Origin of the sequence: Methanococcus voltae PS, from assembly GCF_024807035.1 — an archaeon.
In the GTDB taxonomy this organism is placed as follows: Archaea; AGJL01; Methanococci; order Methanococcales; family Methanococcaceae; genus Methanococcus; species Methanococcus voltae.
The window spans coordinates 158,483-185,223 of sequence record NZ_JANUCQ010000002.1 but is presented as its reverse complement, the minus strand read 5'-3'; the positions used below and the strand labels follow the sequence as shown (position 1 = coordinate 185,223).

At 29.4% G+C, this 26,741-nt stretch carries 25 protein-coding genes; 10 read left to right on the top strand and 15 right to left on the bottom strand.

From position 1 onward, the window contains the following. The first annotated feature begins 15 nt into the window (after window positions 1-15). Window positions 16-657 (top strand): CatB-related O-acetyltransferase, encoded by a 642-nt coding sequence (locus M2325_RS04090; protein ID WP_245314927.1) that lies wholly within the window; start codon window positions 16-18, stop codon window positions 655-657. A 71-nt stretch (window positions 658-728) separates the two neighbouring features. On the opposite strand, the gene M2325_RS04085 is transcribed toward M2325_RS04090, so the two are convergent. Continuing rightward, complete coding sequence (locus M2325_RS04085; RefSeq protein ID WP_209591498.1) at window positions 729-1,295, bottom strand: cupin domain-containing protein; 567 nt, start codon at window positions 1,293-1,295, stop codon at window positions 729-731. A 325-nt stretch (window positions 1,296-1,620) separates the two neighbouring features. On the opposite strand from M2325_RS04085, the gene M2325_RS04080 reads away from it, so the two are divergent. Both M2325_RS04080 and M2325_RS04075 read left to right on the top strand, forming a co-directional pair. Next, a complete protein-coding gene (locus M2325_RS04080) occupies window positions 1,621-2,121 on the top strand; it encodes a 6-carboxytetrahydropterin synthase (protein ID WP_209591497.1) in 501 nt (166 codons plus the stop codon). A 258-nt stretch (window positions 2,122-2,379) separates the two neighbouring features. Further along, the gene (locus M2325_RS04075) at window positions 2,380-4,356 is read left to right on the top strand and encodes a DNA topoisomerase VI subunit B (RefSeq protein ID WP_209591496.1); all 1,977 of its coding nucleotides are present in this window, start codon (window positions 2,380-2,382) and stop codon (window positions 4,354-4,356) included. A 165-nt stretch (window positions 4,357-4,521) separates the two neighbouring features. Here M2325_RS04075 and M2325_RS04070 read toward each other — a convergent pair whose 3' ends face one another. Then, on the bottom strand, window positions 4,522-5,241 hold the full coding sequence (locus M2325_RS04070; protein ID WP_310572592.1) for an MIP/aquaporin family protein: 720 nt from the start codon (window positions 5,239-5,241) through the stop codon (window positions 4,522-4,524). 314 nt (window positions 5,242-5,555) lie between these two features. Further along, complete coding sequence (locus M2325_RS04065) at window positions 5,556-7,055, bottom strand: DUF2193 domain-containing protein (RefSeq protein WP_209591494.1); 1,500 nt, start codon at window positions 7,053-7,055, stop codon at window positions 5,556-5,558. A 408-nt stretch (window positions 7,056-7,463) separates the two neighbouring features. Between M2325_RS04065 and M2325_RS04060 the strand changes: the two genes are divergently transcribed. Next, complete coding sequence (locus M2325_RS04060) at window positions 7,464-7,952, top strand: peptidylprolyl isomerase (RefSeq protein ID WP_209591493.1); 489 nt, start codon at window positions 7,464-7,466, stop codon at window positions 7,950-7,952. A gap of 119 nt (window positions 7,953-8,071) precedes the next feature. Here M2325_RS04060 and M2325_RS04055 read toward each other — a convergent pair whose 3' ends face one another. The 8 genes from M2325_RS04055 to M2325_RS04020 all read right to left on the bottom strand — a co-directional run bounded on the left by M2325_RS04055 (window position 8,072) and on the right by M2325_RS04020 (window position 17,185). Next, complete coding sequence (locus M2325_RS04055; protein WP_209591533.1) at window positions 8,072-8,821, bottom strand: exodeoxyribonuclease III; 750 nt, start codon at window positions 8,819-8,821, stop codon at window positions 8,072-8,074. A 592-nt stretch (window positions 8,822-9,413) separates the two neighbouring features. After that, the gene (cyaB, locus tag M2325_RS04050) at window positions 9,414-10,013 is read right to left on the bottom strand and encodes a class IV adenylate cyclase (protein ID WP_209591492.1); all 600 of its coding nucleotides are present in this window, start codon (window positions 10,011-10,013) and stop codon (window positions 9,414-9,416) included. Continuing rightward, window positions 10,010-10,444 carry an Rrf2 family transcriptional regulator gene (locus M2325_RS04045; RefSeq protein WP_209591491.1) on the bottom strand — a complete coding sequence of 145 codons (435 nt, stop codon included), beginning with the start codon at window positions 10,442-10,444 and terminating at the stop codon, window positions 10,010-10,012. The genes cyaB and M2325_RS04045 overlap by 4 nt, the downstream gene beginning before the upstream one ends. 69 nt (window positions 10,445-10,513) lie before the next feature. Beyond that, window positions 10,514-11,344: an AAA family ATPase gene (locus M2325_RS04040; RefSeq protein WP_259051419.1), complete on the bottom strand. Its 831-nt coding sequence runs from the start codon at window positions 11,342-11,344 to the stop codon at window positions 10,514-10,516. 200 nt (window positions 11,345-11,544) lie between these two features. Next, entirely contained in the window at window positions 11,545-12,276 is a 732-nt protein-coding gene (locus M2325_RS04035; protein WP_259051890.1) for an METTL5 family protein, read from the bottom strand. A 261-nt stretch (window positions 12,277-12,537) separates the two neighbouring features. After that, a complete protein-coding gene (locus M2325_RS04030) occupies window positions 12,538-13,839 on the bottom strand; it encodes a hypothetical protein (RefSeq protein WP_259051407.1) in 1,302 nt (433 codons plus the stop codon). A gap of 13 nt (window positions 13,840-13,852) precedes the next feature. Further along, window positions 13,853-15,508 carry a right-handed parallel beta-helix repeat-containing protein gene (locus M2325_RS04025; protein WP_259051404.1) on the bottom strand — a complete coding sequence of 552 codons (1,656 nt, stop codon included), beginning with the start codon at window positions 15,506-15,508 and terminating at the stop codon, window positions 13,853-13,855. Window positions 15,509-15,682: 174 nt separating this feature from the next. Beyond that, window positions 15,683-17,185, bottom strand: coding sequence for a NosD domain-containing protein (locus M2325_RS04020; protein WP_259051396.1), 1,503 nt, complete (start codon window positions 17,183-17,185; stop codon window positions 15,683-15,685). A 256-nt stretch (window positions 17,186-17,441) separates the two neighbouring features. Between M2325_RS04020 and M2325_RS04015 the strand changes: the two genes are divergently transcribed. From M2325_RS04015 to purF, 4 genes are all read left to right on the top strand, one after another. Continuing rightward, window positions 17,442-17,624, top strand: a complete 183-nt coding sequence (locus M2325_RS04015; RefSeq protein ID WP_209591486.1) for a hypothetical protein — start codon at window positions 17,442-17,444, stop codon at window positions 17,622-17,624. 573 nt (window positions 17,625-18,197) lie between these two features. Then, window positions 18,198-19,028, top strand: a complete 831-nt coding sequence (locus M2325_RS04010) for a 2-amino-3,7-dideoxy-D-threo-hept-6-ulosonate synthase (RefSeq protein WP_259051388.1) — start codon at window positions 18,198-18,200, stop codon at window positions 19,026-19,028. 287 nt (window positions 19,029-19,315) lie between these two features. Further along, entirely contained in the window at window positions 19,316-19,981 is a 666-nt protein-coding gene (tpiA, locus tag M2325_RS04005) for a triose-phosphate isomerase (RefSeq protein WP_259051889.1), read from the top strand. Window positions 19,982-20,304: 323 nt separating this feature from the next. After that, a complete protein-coding gene (gene purF, locus M2325_RS04000; RefSeq protein ID WP_259051357.1) occupies window positions 20,305-21,684 on the top strand; it encodes an amidophosphoribosyltransferase in 1,380 nt (459 codons plus the stop codon). 77 nt (window positions 21,685-21,761) lie between these two features. Here purF and moaC read toward each other — a convergent pair whose 3' ends face one another. Then, a complete protein-coding gene (gene moaC / locus M2325_RS03995; RefSeq protein ID WP_259051354.1) occupies window positions 21,762-22,241 on the bottom strand; it encodes a cyclic pyranopterin monophosphate synthase MoaC in 480 nt (159 codons plus the stop codon). Between the two features lie 87 nt (window positions 22,242-22,328). Then, on the bottom strand, window positions 22,329-23,957 hold the full coding sequence (tfrB, locus tag M2325_RS03990) for a fumarate reductase (CoM/CoB) subunit TfrB (RefSeq protein ID WP_259051344.1): 1,629 nt from the start codon (window positions 23,955-23,957) through the stop codon (window positions 22,329-22,331). 344 nt (window positions 23,958-24,301) lie between these two features. On the opposite strand from tfrB, the gene M2325_RS03985 reads away from it, so the two are divergent. Beyond that, a complete protein-coding gene (locus tag M2325_RS03985; protein ID WP_209591480.1) occupies window positions 24,302-24,754 on the top strand; it encodes a DUF2178 domain-containing protein in 453 nt (150 codons plus the stop codon). A gap of 53 nt (window positions 24,755-24,807) precedes the next feature. Beyond that, the gene (locus tag M2325_RS03980) at window positions 24,808-25,002 is read left to right on the top strand and encodes a helix-turn-helix transcriptional regulator (protein ID WP_209631895.1); all 195 of its coding nucleotides are present in this window, start codon (window positions 24,808-24,810) and stop codon (window positions 25,000-25,002) included. Between the two features lie 91 nt (window positions 25,003-25,093). Here the strand turns inward: M2325_RS03980 and M2325_RS03975 are convergent, their stop codons facing one another. Continuing rightward, window positions 25,094-25,591, bottom strand: coding sequence for a DUF61 family protein (locus M2325_RS03975; RefSeq protein WP_209591478.1), 498 nt, complete (start codon window positions 25,589-25,591; stop codon window positions 25,094-25,096). 152 nt (window positions 25,592-25,743) lie between these two features. Further along, on the bottom strand, window positions 25,744-26,706 hold the full coding sequence (locus M2325_RS03970; protein ID WP_209591477.1) for a DMT family transporter: 963 nt from the start codon (window positions 26,704-26,706) through the stop codon (window positions 25,744-25,746). Between the last annotated feature and the right edge of the window lie 35 nt (window positions 26,707-26,741).

Sequence of the window (26,741 nt, the reverse complement as noted above, 5' to 3'; positions counted from 1 at the left end):
CGGGATATTCAAATTATGAATATCGACAACTCAAGTGTGCACGATTTTGGAAAAAACGTTACAATAGAAGAAATAGACAACCCTCTAGTAGAAATCGGGGAATATACTTATTATTCCGGTTACTATCACGGTCATTCGTTTAGAGATTGCATTATGTACTTAGATGAGCAAGACAAGGGCAAAGATGTAGATAAACTAATAATCGGTAAGTTTTGTAGTATAGCTTCGGGTGTAAAATTCATAATGGGGGGAAATCAAGGGCACCGTTATGATTATATTTCTGCTTATCCATTATCTATCGTATCAAATAACCCTATTGATTTAGATACTGAAATCCCCGAAAGTTTTGTAAAAAAAGGTGACACTATAATCGGTAATGACGTTTGGATAGGTGCCGAATCTCTTATTATGCCAGGCGTAAAAATCGGGGACGGTGCCGTAATAGGTACTAGAAGCCTCGTAACCAAAGATGTAGCACCTTACACAATTGTAGGCGGTTGCCCCGCAAAAGTAATTAAAAAAAGGTTTAGTAATGAAAAAATAGAGCTTCTATTAAATATTAAATGGTGGAATTGGGATATTGAAAAAATAAGAGCTTCTATCTCGATACTAATGAGTGATAATTTTGAAGCATTAAAGGGATTAGAAAAATTATAATAAAAAGAGAAATAAAAGAAATAAAAAGAGAAATAAAAGAAATAAAAAGAGAAATAAAAGAAATAAAAGTATTATTTCTTACAATCAAATGAAACAAATTTTAAAAGTGTCTCTTCATTTAAATTACTTAGATTAACTTCATCAATACTATTTTTTAAATCTTCCAACGTCGCCATTTTAAAATCTACATATTCAAAACCCGGTGAAACAGTACAGCCAACGAGTGTATAATCCCCTAAAGGTTCAGCAGCAAACCATGTATTTTTTGGGACTGTTATTTGAAAATTTTCGCCTTCTTCCAAATTATTCCCCAATTTATTTGTTATAATTTTTCCATCTTGAATCGTGTAAATATTGAGTGAATTTCCTGCGTAAAAATGCCAAGTTTCATCGGATTTTATCCTGTGGAATTTTGAAACTTGCCCTTTTTCCAATAGGTAATAAATTGCAGTACATAAATATCTGTATTCTAAGCTTGTTTTTTTATTTTCGTTAGTATTACTAAAGTACTCTGGAAGTTGACTTATATGTATGCGTTCGGAAGATTCGTATATCCTTTTAAAATAACCGCCTTCAATATGCGACTCTAAATCTAATTTATTAACCCAATATTTTGAATTTTTTAAGTCCTTACTCATTTTTTCACACTTATAAAAGTTTATATAGCATCATGCAATAGTATATTATACATTATAACGAATATTTATTTTAAATTAATTTATTATAAAATACTTGCGTATTGGATAATTTGTATTTTAACACATTTTTAGGTATATATTTATATCTGATATATCCATGTAATAATTTAAACATTTTCAACAACTTCAAACAATATAAAAAATAAAATATAAAAAATAAAATAAAATAGACTAATAAAGTATAAAATAATAAAATAAAATAGACTAATAAAATAAAAAAATAGTATAATATAATAAAATAATATACATTGATGAAGGTGACAATATGATTATTGAATTAAACGGAATTTACGGCGGTTTAAGATTTTCCGCAGCTCACATTGTATTTGGACACGAAAGTTGCGGTGTAATCCACGGGCATTCGTATTATATAGACGTCAAAGTATCTGGTGAGCAAACGGGACAATTTGATTTTGTATGTGATTTTAAAGTTATTAAAAACATTGTAAAAGAGCTTGCAAATGAAATGGACCACAAATTGTTATTTCCAAAATACCACCCTGAAGTAAAATACGAAATAAAAGACGATTATTTGTTTATAGAGTATAACCATAACGGAACGCTTAAAAAATACATGTTCCCTTGCTGTGACGTTTTAATGTTGCCATTAAAATCCACAACTGCCGAAGAAATGTCAGAATACTTCGGAGAACATATTAAAAATGGTTTGGATAACTTAGGACTTTTGGATAGTATTGAATGGATAGAAACGACGGTAAACGAAGGAATTGGACAAGGTGCAAGAAGTAATATTCTTGTAAAATAATACTAAAGAATAAAATAAAGAATAAAATAATAATAAGAATGGTAAAAATGTCAAATATTTAGTAAAATATTTAAATTATATTATGATTTATTTAGCTATTTGGCATAATTTAAATTTTAGCATTTAATACTATATGTTTAATATACTACAATAAATATACTACAATTGATGTAAAATAAATAATAAATCAATTTACGTAAATTTAGATAAAATACATACAATTACACAATTATTTCTAATATTAATGTTGGTGATATTATGGCTGATGAAGTCAATTTATTCGATGAGTTTAAAGAACACTCAATATCCGAATTTTTTAGAAAAAACAAGCACATGTTAGGTTACAGTGGTAAATTAAGAAGTATGACCACCATCATACATGAATTGGTAACAAACAGCATGGATGCTTGTGAAGAAGCTGAAATATTGCCTGACATAAATGTAACAATCGAAAGATTGGGCAATGAATACTATAGGCTCATTGTAGAGGATAACGGTTCGGGTATACCTACTAAATACGTGCCAAAAGTATTTGGTAAGATGCTAGCAGGTTCAAAATTACACAGGCAAATCCAATCAAGAGGACAACAAGGTATTGGTGCAGCCGGTGTTTTGTTATTTTCACAAATGACCACAGGAAAACCTTTAAAAATTACAACTTCAACAGGCGATGGCATTATCCACGAAATGGAGATACAAATGAGTATTTCTAAGAACGAAGGGGATGTAGTAAGCCACAAAACACGAGAAGGAATGTACCGGGGTACAAAAGTAGATGGCGAGTTTAAAGAAGTAACCTACAGTAGGAGAGAGCAAGGACCTTTTGAATACCTTAGGAGAATTAGTTTATCAACACCGCACTCTAAAATAACTTTAAAAGACCCTGAAGAAGAAGTTTTATTCGACAGGACAGTTTACCAGGTTCCAGAAAAGCCTGAGGAAATGAAACCACACCCTCACGGTTTAACAACTGATGAAATGTTACACATTGCAAGAGAAACAGAAAGTTCAAGACTTTCAAGTATGTTAAGCTCTGAATTATCAAGGGTAACTACTAAAAGAGTTAAGGAATTAGAATTATACATTTTAAGGGATAAATTATTGGAACAGTACAGAGATAGCTTTTTCTGGGACACTGTTATAGAATGCTATCTAAATGCGGATTTTAAATATTACTTTGATAAATTCGGTAAATATTTAGATAAAAAAGAAATTGAAGAAGTAAACAATTTAATTTTGGGATTGCCTGAAGGTTTATCAGAATTAAAACAATACTACTTGAAATACATAATTACTGATTACTTATTTAATAAATTAGATGAAGAACATATCAAAGAAATTAGAAACCAATTTAAAAAGAAACCAGAGAATTTTGTAGAATATGTAAGCAAACAGTACTTAAATGCTTCACAAATGGATGATTTCAGGAAAAAAGTAAGGTATATTACAAAAAGACCCGAAAGCTTTGTTAACTCTTTGATAGAATTTTCGATGGTTTCCGATGAAGAATTGGAAAAATACAAGAAAGGAATTAAAAAATTATTAAAAAGTGACCCTAAAAAAATTGATTGGAAAGAAGCTGAATTATTGGTTTCAGTTCTCCAAGATATGGACTTTATGGCACCATCTACAATAGGTTTAAGACCTATTGGTGATGAAAACATATTGAAATCACTTGAAACACTTGAACCAAATTTCTTAAAGACCTTAACAAGAAAACCTAAAACCTATAAAGGGGGAATTCCTTTTGCGGTTGAAGTTGGTATTGCATACGGTGGTAATGCAGGAAGACTTGGGGAAAGTGGTAGAAAAATGGAAATTATGAGAAACTCAAACCACGTACCTTTATTATTTGATACCACAGGTTGTGGTTTAACAAATGCCGTTAAAAGTGTCAATTGGAAAAGATATGGTTTAAGAAGCGACGAAGACGCACCAATAACTATATTCGTTAACTTAATCTCAACACACATACCATATACTTCAGCAGGTAAGCAAGCAATTTCAACAGGTGCTGAAGATAACGAAGAGATATTTAATGAAATAAGGCAAGCTTTAATGATTTGTGGTAGAGATTTAAACAACTACATTTCAAGAATCAGAAAAGCTAAAGAAGAAGAGCAAAAGAGAAAATACGTTATGAAATATGCAATGGTATTTGCAGAAGGTTTGTCAAGTATAACGCAAAAACCTAAGGATGAAATTGAAGAAAATATCATCTATTTGCTTAGATAATGAATAAATAATAATAATAATAAATATTAATAAATATTAATAAATATCAATTTTTTTTAATTTTTAAATTAAACTTTTTAAATAATCTTTTAAATTAAACTTATTTTAAAAAAATGTAAAAATAGGAATATTTATTTTTTAAATACTTTTTTAAGCTTTTTATATTTATTCTTCCCTTATGTATTTATAAATGAAAGCACCGATTAATGCCCCCAATATTGGACCAATAACGTAGATTGGGTAGTATACCCATAAATTAATCCCGTAGAACATATCCATTAAGTAAGGTCCAAAAGTCCTTGCTGGGTTAATTGAAGCTCCTGAAATACCACCTATGGTGATAATAATTCCTGCAACTGCTAAACCGATTACAAGTCCTGCAAATTTGTTTGGAGCTTTTTTATCAACCGCTACACCCATTATGGTTATCATCAATAGGAATGTACCAACTATTTCAGCAAGCATAGCTTGCATATAAGTAAATCCTGCTGAAGGAGCCGTAGCACCCAAACCACCGATAGTAGCTGCCGAAGCACCTATACAGCCGATTAAAAGTATCGAACCAAGTGTAGCACCTGTTAACTGTGCTAAAATGTATGGTATAACATCTTTTGTCTCAAATTCCTTAACTGCCCACAAGGCTATTGTAACAGCTGGATTTAAATGTGCACCTGAAACAGCACCAACGGCGTAAATCGAAGCCGCTATCGCCAAACCAAATGCCATACCAATCGCCAGCCATTCTCCAATTCCACCGAGTATTCCGATACCTGTTGTACCTAAATCACTCGATATTAATAGTGCCATAATTGCAGAACCTGTACCAAAAAACACTAAAAAGCAAGTTCCAACCAATTCTGCAATAGATTTTTTAACAATGCTCATAATAACACCCTTTTATGCTACTAAAAAATCAAAATATAATTTATCAGTTATTTCAAACATTATAGAATTTATAGAATTTATTATCTATTAGATATACTAAGTATATTAATCTATTAGATATGTAACTATTACATTTATCATCTATATTAAAGTTACCTAAAATTTATTATAAAGCTTAGTTAAACAACCGATAAAAAATTAGAGTTGGTATGAAAATATTTAATTTAGTATTGTATTCTAAGTTATTTTATTTTAATCTATTTTAATTTATTCCTTATTTTATTTTATTTTATTTTTTATTAGCTATTCATGATTTAAACTGATTCTCTCCATTGACAGTATTCGTGTCTGAAGTCTACTAAACAGGATGAAGCACATTTTTTACATACTCTAGCAGGCGCTCCTGGGTTATTTTTGTGTAAAGCAATTACGTTTGTCATCATTGTGGCAGTAACTGGCTCACTTGTTAATAAACAAGGGTAATCTGCTAATCTCATTAATGATGAGAATCTAACTGTTATAGCACAGGCAGGATATGCGTATCTTTGTGGGTTCATTAAAACTTCATTTTCCGCAATTGGGTCTAAATCTACTGGCATATCATTAACCATTGGTACCAATTTAGCTCCTGAACCATTCTTCATTCTTCTAGCTTTATCAAGTGTTTTCCAACCTCTATATACCATGTCCATAAAGTCGTGGTTGTGCAATTCTGCAGCAGCCCCTCTTTTTGGGTATAATTGTACATAGTTATGGAATCTTTGTGTAAGTAATTCTACAACTGTTGGAGCATTAAATCCGTCAAGTTCTAATATATATTCAACAGCAGCAGCCGTGGAGCCGGTTGCTAAAGATAATACATCAAACTCTGTTTTGAACTTATCTAAGTTATTTCGCAATGTATTGTCCATTACTTTAGATGTAGCTTCTATTACTGCCATTATTACATCATCTTTACACATATTGTATGTAGATTGTGCAATGTGGTGAGAAATATCCCCTACGCAGTAAGCAGGTACTGTAACAATGTTTCCATAGTTTACTTCAGCATCTAAAGCTTTTTTAACTGTGCCATCCATTTTTTTCTTGTAGTCTTGCATATATTTAAATACATCAAAGCTTGTATGTCCCGCTTCTTCCATTAATTTAGTTTGTGCTTGTATTGGTGTATCATAAATCATCTTTATGGTATCTATTTCTTTATCCATAGCTTCATTAAGTGTTAATCCATCCTCTACCGCGTGGGCAAATTTATCTCCTATCCCGTATGATGTATTCATACCCCAAGATTTGGAAGCTAATATAGCTTGCTTGTAATGTTCAGGAATATCTGTTTTCCTAAGTATTTGATTTACAACATTACTGGTACTTCCAGGTATAAGTGCAAAATCAACTACACAAGTAGGTCCATAAAATCCGCCGTATCTTCTTACTACTTCTTTTCCAATTAATGCACGGTTCTTTTCAACCGCGTCTATAAATTTTTCAACGGCTTCTCTAAATTTAGGGTCTTCATTATAAAGTATTTCCAATATAGCGGGAGTCTGGTAGTGTTCTACAAATGGGTCGTCTTCTGGACGTACCGTATCTGTTAAATCACACAATGTATCGTAATGAGTTTGCACTGAATTTTTGTGTAAATCAATTACTTCTTTACATTGGTCACCAATTGCCTCCATTTTTTGAACTGCGTCAACGTATGGCTTACCATCTGTTAATTTGTACTCTGTACCTCTTTTGGCTTTTATAACTTCAACATCTGCCCATTGAGCAGCCATCGCTTCATTTACCATCTTCTCATACAGTTCTTTCATATTTGCACCCCTCAAATTATTTATTAACTGTATATTATATAATATGTCTATTATCCTATTATATACTTTTCATATGGGACAAGTCCAGTATCTATATATATGACCTACATCAAAGGTCATTTTATCGTATTGATAAAATTTAAATGCAATACTTCTTTATATAGTATGGTATCTAATTATAGTACATTGTAAGTTGGATAATAGTTTATAAATAAAAACAATTTTATAAAATGATGAAATATTAGAAAATAATAATATACTAAACAAATATTATATAAAATAATAAAATAAACTAATAATATAATAAAATAACATAATAAAACAATACTATATTATAATATACTATAATAAAATAGCATAATAAAATAGCATAATAAAATAATAGAGTATAATTAAACTGGTGAAATTTTGATTGCAACAATCGTTACAAACAAAGGTACAATGAAAGTAAATTTATTCGAAAAAGAAGCACCTATAACCGTAGAAAACTTTAAAAAATATGCTGAAGAAGGATTTTACGACAATACTATTTTTCATAGAGTTATAAACGGATTCATGATTCAAGGTGGAGGTTTTACAAAAGATGGGGTTCAAAAAGAAACACAAGCTCCAATTAAAAACGAAGCTAAGAACGGTTTATCTAACAAAAGAGGAACTTTAGCAATGGCTAGAACAAACGCTGTAGATTCAGCTACAAGCCAATTTTTCATAAACCACATTGACAATTCATTTTTAGATTACAAAAATGATATGAACTATGGTTACGCAGTATTTGCAGAATTAACCGAAGGTTTCGAAGTTTTAGACGAAATAGCAAAAGTTAAAACAGGAACTAAAAGCTACTTCCAAGACTGGCCAGTAGAAGATGTAATTATTGAAAAAATAACAATTGAATAATTTAATATTGAATATCTATTAAATAACTAGTAAATATCTATTAAGTAATTATTTAATAGATATTAAATTAATTTAAATTAATTTAATACTTTATTTTAATCATTTAACTTTTTTAATTCTTAACAATCCAATTCTAACTGTATGGGGCAATGGTCGGAACCATAAATTTCATCCATAATTATAGAGTTTTTTACGTAATCAACAAGTGAATCGGACGTACAAAAGTAATCTATACGCCAACCAATGTTTTTAGCCCTCGCATTGTGCATGTAAGACCACCAGGTGTAGTTGTCAGGCTCTTTATTAAATATTCTAAATGTGTCTACGTAATTATTTTCAACGTATTTATCAAAACCCATTCTTTCTTCTTCAGTAAATCCGGCATGTTTTTTGTTCGTTTTAGGATTTCTCAAATCAATTTCTTTATGCGCTACATTTAAGTCTCCGCAAAATACAACTGGTTTATTTTCATTTAAACTATTTAAATACTCCAAAAATTTGGAATCCCACGATATACGGTATTCTAATCTGGTTAAACCACGCTGAGAATTTGGCGTATATACATTTACAAGATAATAATTCTCGTATTCTGCAGTAATGACCCTACCTTCATCATCTGGAAAATTATTCATTCCATATGTAATATTTTCAGGCTTTTCCTTTGTAAATATTGCAGTTCCTGAATAACCCTTTTTAGAAGCAGTATTCCAATATTGTTTATATTCTGATAAATCAAGAATTTGAGATGGAGTGTTTGTTTTAATTTCTTGTAGGCATACTACGTCAGGATTTTTGTTTTTTATAAACTCAACAAACCCTTTTTGTAATATTGCTTTAATTCCATTGACATTCCAAGATATTAATTTGATATTATCCCTCTTTTAACATATAAATTTTATAAAAGATATTCTATAACATATAATTATTTATATTATCATATTTTAACGTTTTTATAATCAATCAAATAGATAAACAAATAATTAAAATTTAATCAAAAAAGTTTAGATAGTATATAAAATACAATATGTTGCCATTTTTTAAATATACACTATCTTATTTTCCCCTATATTCCCAATGGATGGTATATAGCTCCATATATACTCTATATGTATACCAAATAAGTACTGTAGAATTTTATTAAAAATTCATTAAAAATAACGGTATTGTCGAGCCTATCATCGCTAATCCAACGATTATGGCAACTAACTTCCTGCTATCCACAATATCCTCTCCAAATAAAGTTTACTTGATTCTAAATTTATTTAATTTTATATGGGTTTAAGTCACATTTTAATTTAATTAGTTAATATTTAAAGTTTTTTATATATATAGTTTATTATATCGATTTTTATCGAATTAACCGTAGTTAACTGACTTATTTAGGCAATTAATTAGTTAAACTTAAAGAATTAATTTTATATTACGTATTTGGTACGTATTATTAAGCAATTTATTAATTAATTAATTAATTCCTAATTTTTCGTCCCTTAATTCCAAGTAAGATTTTAATTCAAGATTATTTTTATCAATTCCAATTTCTTCCAAAACTGAAAATAATTTTCCAAGTGCTTCATCTTTTTGCTCAAAACTTTCCACAGTAATCTCCAATTCTAAATATTGTCCGACATTATCAACTTTATCTATGGAAGCTTCTATATATTCATCTTCTGTCGCACCAATTACTTTTCTAAGCAATTTTCTAACTTTACGAACTGGTTCTACGCTTTTAAACCCTAAACTTTTAAAAATGTTGTCCATCGTATCGATATCTTCAACCGCAGTTTCGTGCTCTACACGTGTTTTTGAAATCTTATCTAATTTTTTACCTTTATATGTCACGTAGGTATTTTCATTAATTACTGATAAATCCTCGTTTAAATTAGCAGAACGTCTAATTCTAAGAGCTTCATCAGTTTCTCTAAAATCTCTATCTATTCCATTATAATAAACGTCTATTTGTTCCTTAATACCTGATTTTTTGAATCCTATATCCTTTAAATCAGCTATTATCTTTTCAATATCTTTGTTTTCAAGAGAAACTTTTATTTCTACCTCAATCATACTAGCGACACCTTTATAACTTTATCTTTTAATATTTTCTTCAAATCATCAAAATCTAGATTTTCGAGACTTAACCAAACTACGACTCTTTCATCTTCCTTCTCCAAGGTAGTAGCTAAGATATTGCCACCTTTTCCAGAAATTGTTGACGTAATTTCTGCCAATAATCCGATTTTGTCATTTGCAACAATTCTAACCTTTATACTTATTAGATTTATATGTTTTTTCTTCAATAAGTATTTTCCTTCATTTGTAAGGCAAATACCTCCAAATTTACCCTTACGTGTTTCTACAAGTCCTAAATCCCTTAATACTCGAATATGCCGGTCAATATTTTTAGGGTGGGTTTCTAATTTTTCCGCTACTTCTTTTGTAGTACATATACCTTCGATAGCTTCCATGATTTCAAGAGTTTTCCCAGTAACTTCCATGATTTCCCTTTGATAACGATTAACGTATAGTTATATATTTTATATCAGCTTATATCGTTCTTTATTCTTTTATTCTTTTATATCTTTTATATCTTTTATACCATTTGTTATATTATTTAATTCGTTCTTAGAATTTTTAAACTTTTCTGATTCATTAAAGCCAGTTAACTCTTTTAAACCCTGCTGAACAATCTGAAAATCAATATATTCACCATCTTTATGGAATCTATGTTTTTCAAGTGTTAATCTTCTAAAATTTTTAAACTTTTCCAATTTTAGTATTGATTTACTCCAGTATGCTAATAATTTGCCCCCTGTAGGTTCAAAACTATCATCAAACGAATTTTTAACTTTAGAATTTCTAAAATTGTGATTTTTTCCTTCATTTTCACTAGAATCTTTATTATTGTAATCCGTATCTGAAATTTTATAATTTACGCTATCTTTCGCTTGGTTAGTTAAAAGTACGGCAGTATCGTTTTTTTTAGCAATTTTATTTAATATATGTATTTGTTTAGCCAAATTACGGTTTAATTCGGTATTATGGAATACATTGTTTGATAGCTCTAGCCTATATAATGATGAAATTCCGTCAACAATTATCAAACCGATATTTTCAACCGATTCTAGACTTTCAATAATGTTACACTGTTCTTCAAAAGTGTAAGGTTCGCAAAGTAGTGTATTTTTGAAAATACCGTCACTATCTTGAGGGCATATCTGTTTAACTCTTTCTGTGGATAAACTACCTTCTGTATCCATGTATATTACTTTTTGATTATTTTTAGCATATTTTATCATAGCAATAATACATATGTTGGTTTTACCACTTCCTGGAGGTCCATAAATTTGCGTTATGGTTTTTTTCTCGATTTCGCCCTTAATTATTCCTTTTAGCATATATAATCACTATCAATCATCATCTTTAAATTATTTTTAAATTATTTTTAACTTATTAGCATGTATTTTAATTTCTAAATTCAAGCCTTAAAAATTATAAAAACTATTTGTAAAATCTAATATATAATATATTCTAAAATAATTATATTCTAAAATAAAGTATGTTTAATTTTAATATTGTACTTAATTGAGGATGCTATTTATTCAATTCTATAGATATCAACGGGCACATTGACAAACTTTTTCTTATGGAATTCGTAAATAGCCGGAATTCTGAAATAAGCCTGAAATATATGGGTTATATTCCTTTCGTTATCCGCAACGTACTTTTTTATAAATTCTCGAGACGGAGTATTGTGTATCGTATAAACTACGTCTCCAACTTCCAAAGCTTTTTCAAGGAAAGCTCTATCGGCGAATTTATTAGTCGTTTGAGCCCCAAAGGGTGGATTTTGAATAACAATAATTTTTTCATCACCTTTGAGGTGCACCATATTTTCAATTTCAAAAGTTTCAAATATTTTTTCTTTTGAAAATTCTTTTATATCTATTGTTTCAAATTTACAGAGTTCATTTATGTCATTAACTCCATTTTCATCCTTGTTTTTATCTAAATTTTCGATTACGTATTTTAAATTAAATTTTTCTAATATTTCCATAATATTTCCTAAATTATATTTTGCAGTTTCAACCGATTCTTTGTCAATATCTATTCCATAGGCACTTTTGGCGCCAAGTAATAGCGAACCGATTGAAAATCGCCCAGTTCCGCAACCCAATTCAACCACGATATTGTTTTTTATATCGTCTCTAGCAAACATTAATAATTCACTTGCAAGATTCCCCTCTGTAGAATATTGTTCTAATTCTACTTTTGGATTAGGGTGAGCTTTTAAATTATCCAATACCATTTCAAGATGTTTCTTTTTTATCAAAATTCCACCAATTGAGATTATACTCTTATAAACTTTATCAATAAATTTTAAATTGTATATACTACTGTAGATTAAAATAGATTTTATTACTATTTAATTTATTGTTTTAATATTATTTTATAAAATAGTTGTTTTAAATTTTAAATGAATTGTAAAAATAAAACTAAAATAAAAAAAGAGAAATATTATTTTATAATTTATTCCACTAGCACTGGCTTACCATCCACCCGAAACTTTTAAAAAAGTTTCATCAAAAGGTTATTCCACTAGCACTGGCTTACCATCCACCCATTTAACTAAAATAGGTTCATCAGGCAATTCCGTAAGTGTTTTAAAGTATTCAACTGCAGCTTGTGTTCCATATCTATCGGAACCTGCAATATATACTATATAATGCGTTTGAACAATACCGCCTGCTTCTTCTTGTATCCTAAGAACTTGAATAACTCCCGTATTTTCTCCAGGGTAGTCATTAGTAACAGGTTTTTCAAACATATGGTTGTATTTATTAGCAAATGCGTTTGAAACCGGCCCTCCGATAATAACCGCATCTTCATTTAATGACATATCGTCTTCAGAACCGATTACATTATCTTTTAACTGTTTTCTTGCTAAATCTGCATCTAATGGGTCATCAGCAATTACATTTGATAATGTAACTCTATCCCTAATGTTTTGTGAGCCGAATCCTTCCCTAGTACCTTGTTTTTCTTGTTCTTTAACAATTGTTCCTTTTCCACTTCCACCATTTGGTGTTGGTTCTGGTTCAGGTGTTGGTTCTGGTCTAACTTTACCCATATAGTATTCTGGCTCATCTGCTAATGCAAAGATGTCAACTATTACGGGGTTTGCGTATGATGGAAGATTTTCAACTGTAGGGTAATATAATTCTTTAATAACGTAATTACTAGGAGCTTCTTTTAGCGGGTATGGGTCATATCCATCCCACTCATTAGATAACATAACACCGTTTAAAACTCCATCATTATCTGTATCTTTTAAGTCAAGAGCAGGTATATAGTAATTTCCAAGTCTGTAGGTGTGTTCCTTTCCCTTATATTCATAAACAGCTTTTGGAGAACATAATGGGTCAGAATTTACTCTAGATGATTGATTAGGTCCAAAAGTATTCAAATAAGTATAGAGTTCTGGACTACCCCTTACTATAATTACATGGGTATTATTCCAAAATTCACAGTTATGTATTGAAACTCTTTTAGCTTCCTCCATATAGATTCCTGATGAGAAATTTGATATATTTAAATTTTTAATTTCAATATCTCCATATATTTTATCAGTCATCCAATCGTAATTTATAAGTATTCCTATATTATCATGATTGTTATGACCTATTAATTTAAAATTATTTCCATTAATTGTAACATTACTCGCATTTATTAATATACCATATTTATATTCCGAAATAATTAAGTCTTCTTCAAGAGTATATGTCCCTGATTCATTTATTACCCAATCATATTCTATTGAATATCCATTACAAGTCCCTACTACAAAGAGTAAAAGGGATAATAGTAGTATATTTAAAGTTGAATTTTTCAATATTTCACCCCTTTTAATGTACAGTCATTGATATATCGCCATATGGTTTTACATATATTCCGTTTTCTTCTTCGCCTAAATCTTCACCATAGTAATTTCCAAGTCTTCCAGTGTATGTTTTACCATTATATGAGTAAGTCATAACTGGAGAATGTATATAATTAGTACTTACTGTCCCTGGGGCAATATGTTGCCAATTATTTTCAAATTTATTTAAATAGATATACAAACCAATACAATCTGATTCTAATCCATGTTCACAGTGACTAATATTATTTTGGAATACGGTAGTGTTATTTAAATCCCCTGTATAAATACCGATTCCCACCTTGTTACAGTGACTAATATTATTTTGGAATACGGTAGTGTTATTTAAATCCCCTGTACAAATAATGATTCCCGTATGGCTACAGTTTTCAATGTTATTATTGCTAAATTCACTGTCCAATAATAATTCACAGTCTACTGAAATAGCTATTCCTAAGTCACATTCCTCGGGTTCATCGTATATTATATCATTAAATGTATTGTTAGTTATTAAATTTTGAGAGTTATTATCTCCTTCCATACATATTCCATATTCCATGCAGTTTTCAAATTTATTATTTTCTACAGTACAGTTTTCAAATAATTTATAGTGTTGATATTCTATTCCACTGTCTTCTATCCCTTTAAACAAATTGCTTCTATAGGTATTATTTATATAATAATCCCCAGAACCTGCGTTATAAATTCCATACTGTCCATTTAAAAACACACAGTTTTCAAATACGGTGTTATTTCCAGAATCAACGTGCCTAATTCCGGTACCTGTATCATTGAAAGTACAATTTGTAACTAATGAATCGTTTACATTCTGAAGTTCTATTCCATACATACATTTATTAAATTCACAATTTTCCAATGTAATTTTGTTTGAATTTGCTATATCAAATGTGTATGCACATCTTTCAAATACGCAGTTTTCAAAAATTAATTCTTCGCTATTGTATAAGTCTACGCAGTACATTACAATATTGTTAAATGTATTATTTCGATATGTATTATTAAATGAAATTCCAGACATAGTGTTATCTCTTATGCCCGACCCGCAGGTTTCAAATATGCAGTTTTCAATAATGGTATTATTAATTTTACCTATCTGATATATTCCAGCAAATGTTGTATTTAGGTAACAGCCATCAATTGTTATATCACTACTACCTATTAGGAAAAGACCATTGGTACAATTGATTATTTCACAATTTTTAATAGTCAAATTTTTTGAATAAAAATTGGCAAATGCATCAGTACAGTTTTCAAATCTAACATTTTCTAAAGTTAAATTATCAATATAATACAATTCATTAACCTGTGTAAAATTATTAATTATAATATTTTTGATAGTAACATTTGTAAAATCATAGTCTGCATCTAAGCTAACAAAAGCCTTTGCAGTCTCATTTGTAGCAGTTATTGTATTATTTTGTCCATCAATTACTAAATTACTTGAATTTATTAATCCAAAAATTTCATAGGCCCCTAATTCATAACTTTCAGTAAGTACTGTATCGTTTGTTTCATTATATACGTGTATATAAGTATGGCCTACTGCACTACACGTATTTATACAAAATATCAACGATAAAAATAATATCAAATATAAAAGATATTTTGAATCTTTTTTCATTATTTAACCCCTTATTTTTATTATATTATTATTCCTTTTATTATTCCTTTTATTATTCCTTTTATTATTTTTATTTTATATATTAAAAATTTATTAATTAGAATGTTATAATTTATGATATTACCTTTCATCTTATTTATTCTATTTTATTTAATTTTCCTTAATCATTATCCATTAAAGGTCAGTTTCATGTATAACACATTTTGGGGTATTATATACACCACAAGTGTGTTTTCCACAACCTTTTCCATAATAATTTCCAAGTCTGCCAGTATATGCTTTATTGCCGTAAGTATAATTGATTATAGGTGAATTCATGTAATTACCTTTTAAGAAATTACCGTCTACAATATTTTTATTTTTGCAGAAATTATTTAAGTAAACCCAATTATCTTGAGATGTACCTTCTGCAGACAATGCGTACATTGAATTATTTACAAATCTGTTGTTTACAATTGTAATGTTTTTAAAGTGTGTATCTGGCTCACCACTAATTATATCATTATATACTCCACGTTCTCCATGGCTAAACGAATTATTTTCAATCTTTGCATCTTCCATACACGCTAGCTGTGCATTTAGGGTATTGCGACATAATTTAGAATTTTTTATAGTAACATTTTCCGTAATGATTAATAAAAGACCAACCTGGGAATTTTTAACGTCATATTTATTAAATACCATGTCACTAGTTCTAAGGATATACGTTCCACAGCTGTTATTCATTACAGTACAATTTTCGAGTTTTACGTCTTCACAGTATGCAGTATAGACTCCAGCACCACTATTTTCAATCAATACATTTTTTAGGACGATATCTTCAACCAGTATAAATGCGAAAGCTTGATTGAAATCTTTATTACAATAACAATTTTCATAATATGCTGAATCCGTAGTTGAACCTACAAATCCGTAACTAGTACTGCCTGTGACATTGCAGTTTATAAACGTCATGTTTTCAGCACCTTGGAATAAAAAACCGGTGTTACAGTCTATGGTACTACAATTAATAAATGTTATATTATATATACCATATCGGATAGCAGAACCAGCGTTATTCTCCACAACGTGATAGTTTTGAACTGTAATATTATGTACAGGTCGTAAATTAGTAATTCCTGCATTTGCAATGGTTGAATTAGAACGATTACTTGTAAGTATATGCCCCATTCCCTCAATAAGTACATCACTCGTATTCAAGCAAATACCCGGATATATGTCAATATCTTCGGTTATGTAGTATTTTCCACATGAGTTAATTACATAAGGATAATTTTTATTTTTACTAAAGTTTTCCTTTGATAGATAGTATTTCGGAATGTTCGTAGTTTTATTATCATCCACAATCCGAGATTTAGTTTGAACTTCTGGAACACTTCGCAATACTCGATAATCTTCATCAATATTTTGAACTTTACACCTATACGATATATTTTCCACATGATGTATTGCAGCACTTTTTTCAAAAGTTGTGGCATCTAATGAATCCAATACTTTATTATTCAATGAGCTAACATCGTCAAGATTGTCAATACAAACATATTCACTGGATAAAAAGCAATTATCTTCGTTTTGTATAGTGTCAGCAATTGCGAAATTGGAAAATAACATCAATGCCGTACAAAATATTAAAAATATTAAAAATATATCCCCTTTCAGATTATACAACTGTACCATTTTTCACCCCTTTTTTTAATAATGTAGCATTCTAAATCAGTTGGGTAACTAACTTTTACACCCACCCTCCATTTCTTATTTTAATTGTGATATATATGTAAAAATTTATTTTACAAAATATATATACGTATATATTCTTTTCAAATCATAACTAAATATGGTAAAATAACACATAAACTATATATACTATAGAAGTATGTTAATAATTATAAAATAGAATTAATTAATCTAAAAATAAACAATAAGGTGACTAAAAATGAACGAACTTGCAAATAATTGCAATAGCAAGTGTATGCTACCGGATAATAAGGTTAGCAATAGTAGTTTAGCTAACAGCATGGACAAATTGGTGAATAATATAACAGATAGTATTGTTAATGTTAAATCAAATGTTGGTATTTTTAGTTATTTTAGTTATTTTAGCTTCCAGTGGTATTAAGTTAGGTATCTCTGTGTATATTTATTAGTAGCGTATTACGTGAAATTGTTATAATTGATGTATTTATTAATTTAAGATTATACTCCGTTTATAGTATACAAACCTATAATTAAGGATAATGTAGATAATCGTATCTCTATGTACTCCATCTATATTTCATCTAGGTATTTCTAGGTATTCTATGATTTATACTTGTAACTAGGATGTAGGATTTATTTTTAATAATTGAGTCAATTTTGCGGTAAATCGTCTAATAAAATAATAAGATGTAATCTATTAAGATTTTATGTAGTTATTTATAAATTTTTATTGAATTTTACGTTATAATTCAAAATATGGAATATTTGAATATAATTATATTTAAATATAAAGTTATAACATCATATATAATATAGTACTCAAATACTTGATAAAAACTTAAAAAATAGATTATTATAGATTTAAATAAATGGGGTATTATGATAAATGCTTTAATTCATTATCAATAAAATATATGCCTAATTCATAAAAATTAAAACCAAATACTTTAAATTATATGACAAACAAAATAATAATGATAATAATGGTGAAATTATGGAAAGATTCGGAAACCTTAAAAATGTAGGAAAATTAATCAGATTAGAAAGAATATTCAATAGGAAAAGCGAAAGAACGGTTATAATACCTTTAGACCACGGTGTTTCATCCGGTCCTTTAGATGGTATTAAAGATATGCCAAAAACTGTGGATAAAGTAGCAGAAGGGGGGGCAAATGCCGTATTGGAGCATAAAGGTATTGTACGATACGGTCATCGCGGATACGGGAAAGATATTGGTTTAATAGTTCATTTATCGGCCGGTACATCCCTTTCACCCGACCCAAATAAAAAAGTGATAGTTACATCTGTCGAGGAAGCCATTAGAATCGGTGCAGATGCTGTCTCCGTCCACGTTAACGTAGGTGCGGAAACTGATGACCAGATGTACAAAGATTTGGGAAGAATCGCTGAAACTTGCGAATACTGGGGAATGCCTTTAATAGCAATGATGTACCCTAGGGGTAAGAAGGTAGTTGATGAAAGAGACCCAGAATACGTGGCACACGCTGCAAGATTGGGGGCTGAGTTAGGTGCCGATATCATTAAAACAAACTATACCGGAGATATTAATTCTTTCAGAGAGGTTGTACGTGGTTGTCCAGTACCTATTGTAATAGCAGGTGGCCCTAAGACTAACACTGATGAAGAATTCTTGCAAATGGTTAAAGATGCCATAAGTGCAGGCGCAATTGGCGTGGCTTCTGGTAGGAACGTTTTCCAGCATAGGGATGTTACAGGTATTACAAAAGCAATATGTAAGATAGTTCACGACAACACGAGTGTCGAAGAAGCTTTAAAAGAAATAAAACCTGAAATACAAGAATAATAAATAGGGTAAAAATAAAAATAAAAATAAAAATATCAAATTTCAATTTTTTTAACTTTTCTTTAACTTTTTTTAATTAAGACTTTACCATAATTGCCTAAATTTTATATAACTTAGTGTTTATAGAATATATTGAAAACTAAACCAAATATATCAATTAGGCATATTATAAATTATAAATTATAAATTATAGATATTAAATTATTAAGAATATTAAGAATATTAAGAATATTAAGAATATTAAATTATCAATAGTAATGGATTAAAACACTAATATCGGTGATAGTATTAAACCAGTTGTTATAATTAATTTCAAGACCTATTTGGAAAGTATAGGGGACAAAGGATTGCAAATAGCCAAATATGCTGAAAAAGTCAGTGAAGAAAGTGGAATAGAAATTTCAGTAGCACCTCAATTCACAGATTTAAGAACGATTGTGGAAAAAACAAATATAAAAGTTTATTCTCAGCACATGGATGCGATAAAACCAGGTAGTAATACCGGTAAGATATTGCCAGAAGCCGTAAGAAGTACGGGAGCAGTCGGAACGCTCATAAATCACTCTGAAAGACGCTTATTATTGTCAGATATTGAAGAACTCATAACTAAATCAAAAGAGTTAAAACTCGAAAGTGTCGTCTGTACAAATAATATCGGCGTTTCAAAGGCAGTTTCTGCATTAGCTCCTAATTATGTAGCAGTTGAACCTCCTGAATTAATAGGTTCAGGTACTCCAGTTTCAAAAGCTAACCCTCAAATTGTGGAAGGAACAGTTAGTGCGGTACATGATATCAACAAAAATGTAAAGGTGCTATGTGGTGCAGGCATCTCAAAAGGAGAAGACGTAAAATCAGCTTTAGAACTAGGTGCAGAAGGAGTATTACTTGCTTCAGGTGTCGTAAAAGCAAAAGACGTTGAAAAATCAATTAGGGATTTAATAAGCGAATTATAATTTTTAAATTCATTTTTCATTCATTTTTCAGTTATATTTGATTTAGTTTTTTTATTATTTATTATCAATTTTCCCAATTTTCAGTTTAATTTATATATTTGTTTTTTATATACATTCATATAAATTTAAAAATATTAACTCAAATCATCGATATTTTAATATATCAGATAGTTAATATTCATATTTTCATTATATTATCTTAAATTATCATTTCTATTAAATTATCATTTATCTTAAATTATTAATTGAAATTATTATTAATCAATACTAAATAAACAACAAAACTAAAGAAAATTAAAGTTTTAAATCGATTTTGTGATAAAATGTGCGGAATATTTGGTATATACTCACCAACTAAAAATAATATCGTTAAAAAAGTCTACTACGGATTATATGCTTTACAGCACCGAGGGCAAGAAGGTGCAGGGATTGCAGTCGGAAACGGCAAAAATATAGGTAGTTATAAAGGTGTTGGGTTAGTTCCTGAAGTTTTTACAAACAAAGAACTTCAAAATCTTTATGGTCATATAGGTATAGGACATGTTAGATACTCTACAACCGGTGGAAATAACATCGATAATTGCCAACCTTTCGTAGTAAATAGCTCTTTTGGAAATTTTGCAATATCTCACAATGGTGATATTGTAAATTCGGCATTATTAAGGAAAGAATTAGAGAAAAACGGACATATATTCATATCTACAACTGATTCAGAAGTTATTGCACAATTATTGGTTAGAGAATTGTTAAAAACTGACGATATTGTCCAAGCTATGAAAAACGTTTCTGAAAAGTTAAACGGGGCATACTCTATGCTTATTGTCTACAACGATATGATGATAGCAGTAAGAGACCCAAAAGGCTTTAAACCATTATGTATGGGAATGAAAAACGGTGAAATATACTTCAGTTCAGAAAGCTGTGCTTTAGATATCGTAGATGTACCCCTCGAAAGAGATATTAAAGCTGGTGAAATGATTGTTGTAAAAGGAAACAGTGTAGAGTCATATGATTTGCCAAACAAAAGTGAAAAAGCTTCAACCTGTATGTTCGAATACGTTTATTTCGCAAGACCTGATTCAACTATCGATGGAATCAGCGTTCACGAAGTAAGGAGAAACATCGGAAAAATCCTTGCAAAAGAAAATAAAACCGATGCAGATGTAGTTTCCCCAGTCCCTGACTCTGGCATTCTTTTTTCACAAGGATACACCGAAGAAGCAGGCATTCCTTACAAGGAAGTTTTAATCAAAAACAGATACATAGGAAGAACTTTCATCTTACCTACTCAGGAAGAAAGAGATTTAGCCGTTAGATTAAAATTAAACCCTGTAAAAGACATGATAAAGGATAAAAAGATAATTTTAATTGACGATAGTATTGTAAGAGGTACAACATCTAAAAAAATCGTTACAATGGTTAAAAAAACCGGTGCTAAAGAAATACACTTTAAAATAGGTTCCCCTAAAATCGTATCGCCTTGTTTCTATGGTATTGACATGGCAAGAAAAGATGAATTAATCGCAAGTACTAGAACTGACAAAGAAATTGCAGAGTCAATACACGCCGATTCAGTTCAGTATTTAAGTATCGAAGGTCTATTAGAAGCCATCGGTAGGAAAGATTTATGTTTGGCTTGTTTAAACGGTGAATACCCTACTGACGTATCTTGTAAATTATGTAAAAATAATAAAAATAACTAATAAAAATAAAAGAATTAAAATTAACTTAATGAATTAAATAATAAACTAAAAAAGAATAATTAATATTTAAATATTACTTATTCAACATCTCTTTTAATTTTTTCAACAACCCTTATGTTAAAAATGTTTGTATCAGGATATTGACCATTTTCATCTTTTTCTACAGCTTTAACCATATCCCAAACGGTTAAAAGAGCAACGCTAACTCCTGTAAGTGCTTCCATTTCAATGCCTGTTTTATATGTGCTTTTTACATTACAAACGGCTTCAACAGTGTTTTCTTTTTCATTAATGTCAAATCTAACTTTTACTGATGTAATAGGTACTGGGTGGCACATTGGAATCATATTTGACGTATTTTTGACTGCCATCGTCCCTGCAACCTGAGCAGTTGTTAAAACGTCTCCTTTTGCAATTTCATTCTTTACAATTGCTTTAATAGTAGAAGATTTTAATTTTATGAGTCCTTTAGCAGTACATTCTCTATATACGTCATTTTTTTTAGAAATATCCACAATTTTTACGCCATTTTCATCAACATGTGTGAGTTGTTCCATAAGTTCACCATTGTAATTTTTAATTTTAAATACTACTTTAATTTGATAAATGGGGATATATTATAATAAATTTTTTAATTAAATTTATTAAATAACCTTATCAAGTAATTTAACTATATTCATAACAGGTATATCAGAAACTTTGCTAAGACAATCTGCAATATGGTAATTACAGAAAGGACAGACGGTTATTACATAATCCGCTTTAGTTTCGAGTATCATTTCTGTTTTTTTCTCGCCGATTTTGTAGGCTACTTCAGGTTTTCCACTTCTAACACCGCCACCTGCACCACAGCATTGGTCGGGAATTTCCATTTCTATGAATTCTAATTCGGGAATACTATCTAATATGATACGTGGTTGCTCAAATATGTCTTGACCTCTTTTTAAATGGCAAGGGTCGTGATATGTAACTTTTAAATTACAAGGTTTATATTTTAATAGACCTTTTTCAACTAATAACTCTGTAATATCTTTTACTACGAATTGTTTCTCGTTGTAATCGTTTTTTAACGTACTACCGCAACCTGCACATAGTGTAACGATACTATCAAGTGATTTATCAGTAAATAACTTATCAAATATTGCGAGATTGATTTCTTTTAGCTCTTTTGCTACATCGGTTTGACCAGTCCTTATAAGTGGCGAACCACAGCAAACTTGATTAATCGGAATTATTACTGATATACCGTGGGCATTTAGCACCCTTATGCCAGACATTCCCAATTCTTGAAGTCTATAATCCATTAAACAGCCAGTAAATAACGCAACCGTAGCCTTTGGGTTTTTAGCCACATATTCAACACTTTTATTAATATTATCCTTATTTTCAATAACAATTTTTTCAGTGAATTCGTTATTAAATTTTTCAGGATTTGCGATTACATCTTCGAGAAATCCAATTTTTGGAGCTTCGGGTTTTGTAACTGTTCTTTTAGCCGGATTTTCAGTGATATTTTTCCTAACATCGAGGTGATTTTCCACATATTGACCTTTTTTGAATGAAAGTTCCCTTAATTTCTCAACGGCATTATGCACTGTATCAATATTGTTGGGACATACTTTTATACATCTTCCGCAGGTCGTGCAGTTGTATAAATTCTTTTCAAAAGCTTCTTTTACTCTATCTTTATTATCTCGGGCATCTCGGGCATATCTTGCCAATAAACGCATAAATGTAGGCCCCATATAATCAGAATACATTCGAGCAGGGCAAGTGGACATACAACTCATGCAGTCAATACAGTTTCTAACGCTCCCTATATCCGAAATACTTTTAAATAATTCATCATCGCTAAGAATTTTTAAAGTATCTTTTTTATTTTTATTTTTATTTTTATCTTTTTCTTTTTCTTTTTCTTTTTCTTCAACTTCAGAAGTTTCATGAATCCAATTTTCAAATTCTTTCTGAGCTTTGTAGTATTCTTCTCTATTTACAACCAAATCTTCAATTAAATCAAAATTTCTAAGCGGTTCTATTTTCATATCTTCTTTAACTTTAGTTTTACAAGCTAATTTTGGTAAACCGTCAACTGTAACCGCACAGCTACCGCACTGTCCCGCTTTACAAGATGAACGATATTTTATCTCGTAACCACTGTTATTTAAGTATTCTAGAGCCTCAATAATGGTTAAATCACTTGGCACCATGTATTTTTTAAATATTTTATTTCGCATAATATATATTGGAATCAATAAATCGTCAGTATTTTTCATAATTTCACACATAAATACGTTTTAAATAATAATTATCTTGATTATATATAAACTATCTTAACTATTTTAAAGTATGCCAAATTTAAACAGATGATATTTTAACTTATTGCAAAAACATTATACAAAAACTTTATATATAACTTCAATACTATATTGTAATGTAAAAGATACTTTACATAATTATAAGTATTTTTTACATTTTGTAAATAAATTACTACAAAATGGAATATTAAATTTACACAAAATACGACATTAATTTAAAAAGTTTTAATTAATCAATTAATTTAAACAATATAAATTTTAATTTTGAATATACAAATTATAAGACCTAAATTGGTGATATTATGAATTATGAATCATATAAGAAGTACAGATTACTTGTTATGGCTTATGTAGCACTGTTAACAATGTATGGTGTAACAATAAAAGAAGTTATAGTAGTATTTGGAGCAGTATTATCTGGAATGCTATTCATGTTCTTATTAAGGAGAAATTTAGATAAAGAAGAAGTTATAGTAGATGAATTAGTTTTAAAAGTAAGCGAAAAAGCAGCAAACGCCTCATTAGGTTTATGTACTGTAGCCTTTGCAGTAGTTGGTTTAATATTGATGAATATTGTATCCATACTCAGCGTTATTGACGGAGCACCTGTTTATGCACAACCTTGGGAAGGTCATGTAACTACGGGGATAGCACTTTCTTGGTCAGCTATGGCTTTATTACTTTCCTTTGTCGGATTCAAATATTATTTTGGTAAAAAATACGGTTTAATCGGTCGCTCAAGGCGAGACAATTAATAGAGTATTTATAAGAGACATTTAAAAGATAAAAGATAAAAGATTGTGATAATATGGACAATAAAATAAAAGTTTTTCGAGCGATGAATGATTTAACGCAAGATGAACTAGCCAAAAAAATAGGGGTTACTAGACAGACTATTTCTGCCATAGAAAAGGGTAAATACGACCCTTCTTTGATTATTGCGTTTAAATTATCGAAATTATTTAACGTATCGATTGAAGAAATTTTTACATACAAAGAATAAATAATGCCAAATATGGGGTTAAATTTAAAAATAAACTTAAAAATAAACTTAATAAAATAGTAATTAAAATTTACAAAAGGGTATTATAAATTTAATCTATACCCATTCTGAATAAATAAGTTGTAGTAGTCGGTAATTTTTTCCTAACGACTCTTAATTCTGGTTTATAGATATATAACAGGTTATTTTCTTCAAATTTATTAATTTCTTTATTTAATATTTTAGAAATTACATTTACTTCCTCTGTTCCTTCTATTTTAATAGTACCTTCGTTTAAATTAGAATCAACCTGTAAAACGATTGGTATTTTCAAATCTTTTGAAGCAATATCTTTTAAATAGTCTAACTCTCTCTGTTTTATCCTATGTCTTTCTCCATTTACCATAACTACCGGTTTATCTTCGTTTAAAAGTTCCCCTAAAGTTTTTTTGGTAAATGAACTTGTTTTTATCCCGCTAATAAGTCCATAAATGTGTTTATTAGATAATGAGCTGTTATTTAATGTTTTCCCCAATTCATTATTTTTATTGATATTTATATTAATAAAATTACTGGTATTATTAGCAATATTATTTGTTTTTCTGTCCATTGTTTCACCAATTAACTAAAATATCGTGTTCTGTTCCTTTTTTAACAATGTTTATTTAATATATTCTATTCTATCTTTTAAATAATTTAATAAACAGTAATTTAAATTAATTTAAATTAAATTAACTTAATTTAAATTATTTTATTTTATTTTTAATGCTCGCTGTAATAATTAGCTCCTATTACGCCCAATATTACCGCAGAAACCCCTATAATTTGATATAATGCAACTGTCTCATTCATAAAGATAATTGCCGAAATTATCGATACTACAACTGATAATTTTGAAATAATTGAATATTCTGCAGCTTTTATCTTACTTAGGCTATAATTAACTAAGAATGATGTAATAACTGATACTACAATACCTAAATATAATATAGAAGATATGAAATTGGAATTTAATAGTTCAGGGCCTATTACATATAATTTAGTGAAGATATTTGGAACGCCATAAAACGCCGAAATTCCAATATTTAACGCCGTAAAAACAATTGCACCTATTAACATCATACCATAAGTAATTGTTATCGGGTCAAGGTTCTTAGAAAGCTTTCTACTAGATACGGCATACATTGAAGTTGCAAATATGGAAACTAATATAAATATAACGCCCAATATATTGGATTCATTCGCAGGATTGAAATAACCGCCTATACCCCGCATAATGTAGATATATATTATCCCAATGATTGAAAGTGACATAAAAATTGCTTGTTTTAAATTTATAGTTTCTTTTAAAATTAATATCCCAAAAATGGTGGTTACAACAGGTGCTATCGAATACAATATGCCGACTTGCGCAACGCCCAAATAGTTAATTCCAAAAACTTGAAAGCCAAAAAATAACACTGGTTGAAATATCCCCAAAGCCAACATTTCTTTTTTAAATTCAAATAATTTCTTAAAATTAACCTTTTTTACACCTAATTTTAGTATTAATGTTAGAAAAGTAAACGCAATAATGAATTTAAGAGATAAAACTTCAAACGGCTCCACATATACTAAAGCATATTTTGTAAATAGAAATGTCAAACCGATTAATGTGGCGTTTAATGTAGCAGCGACATATGCTTTATTAACGTCCTTTTTAATCATTGTTTTTAGATTAACCACTATATCCCCGCCATAATTTTAATTTTTAAAAATTA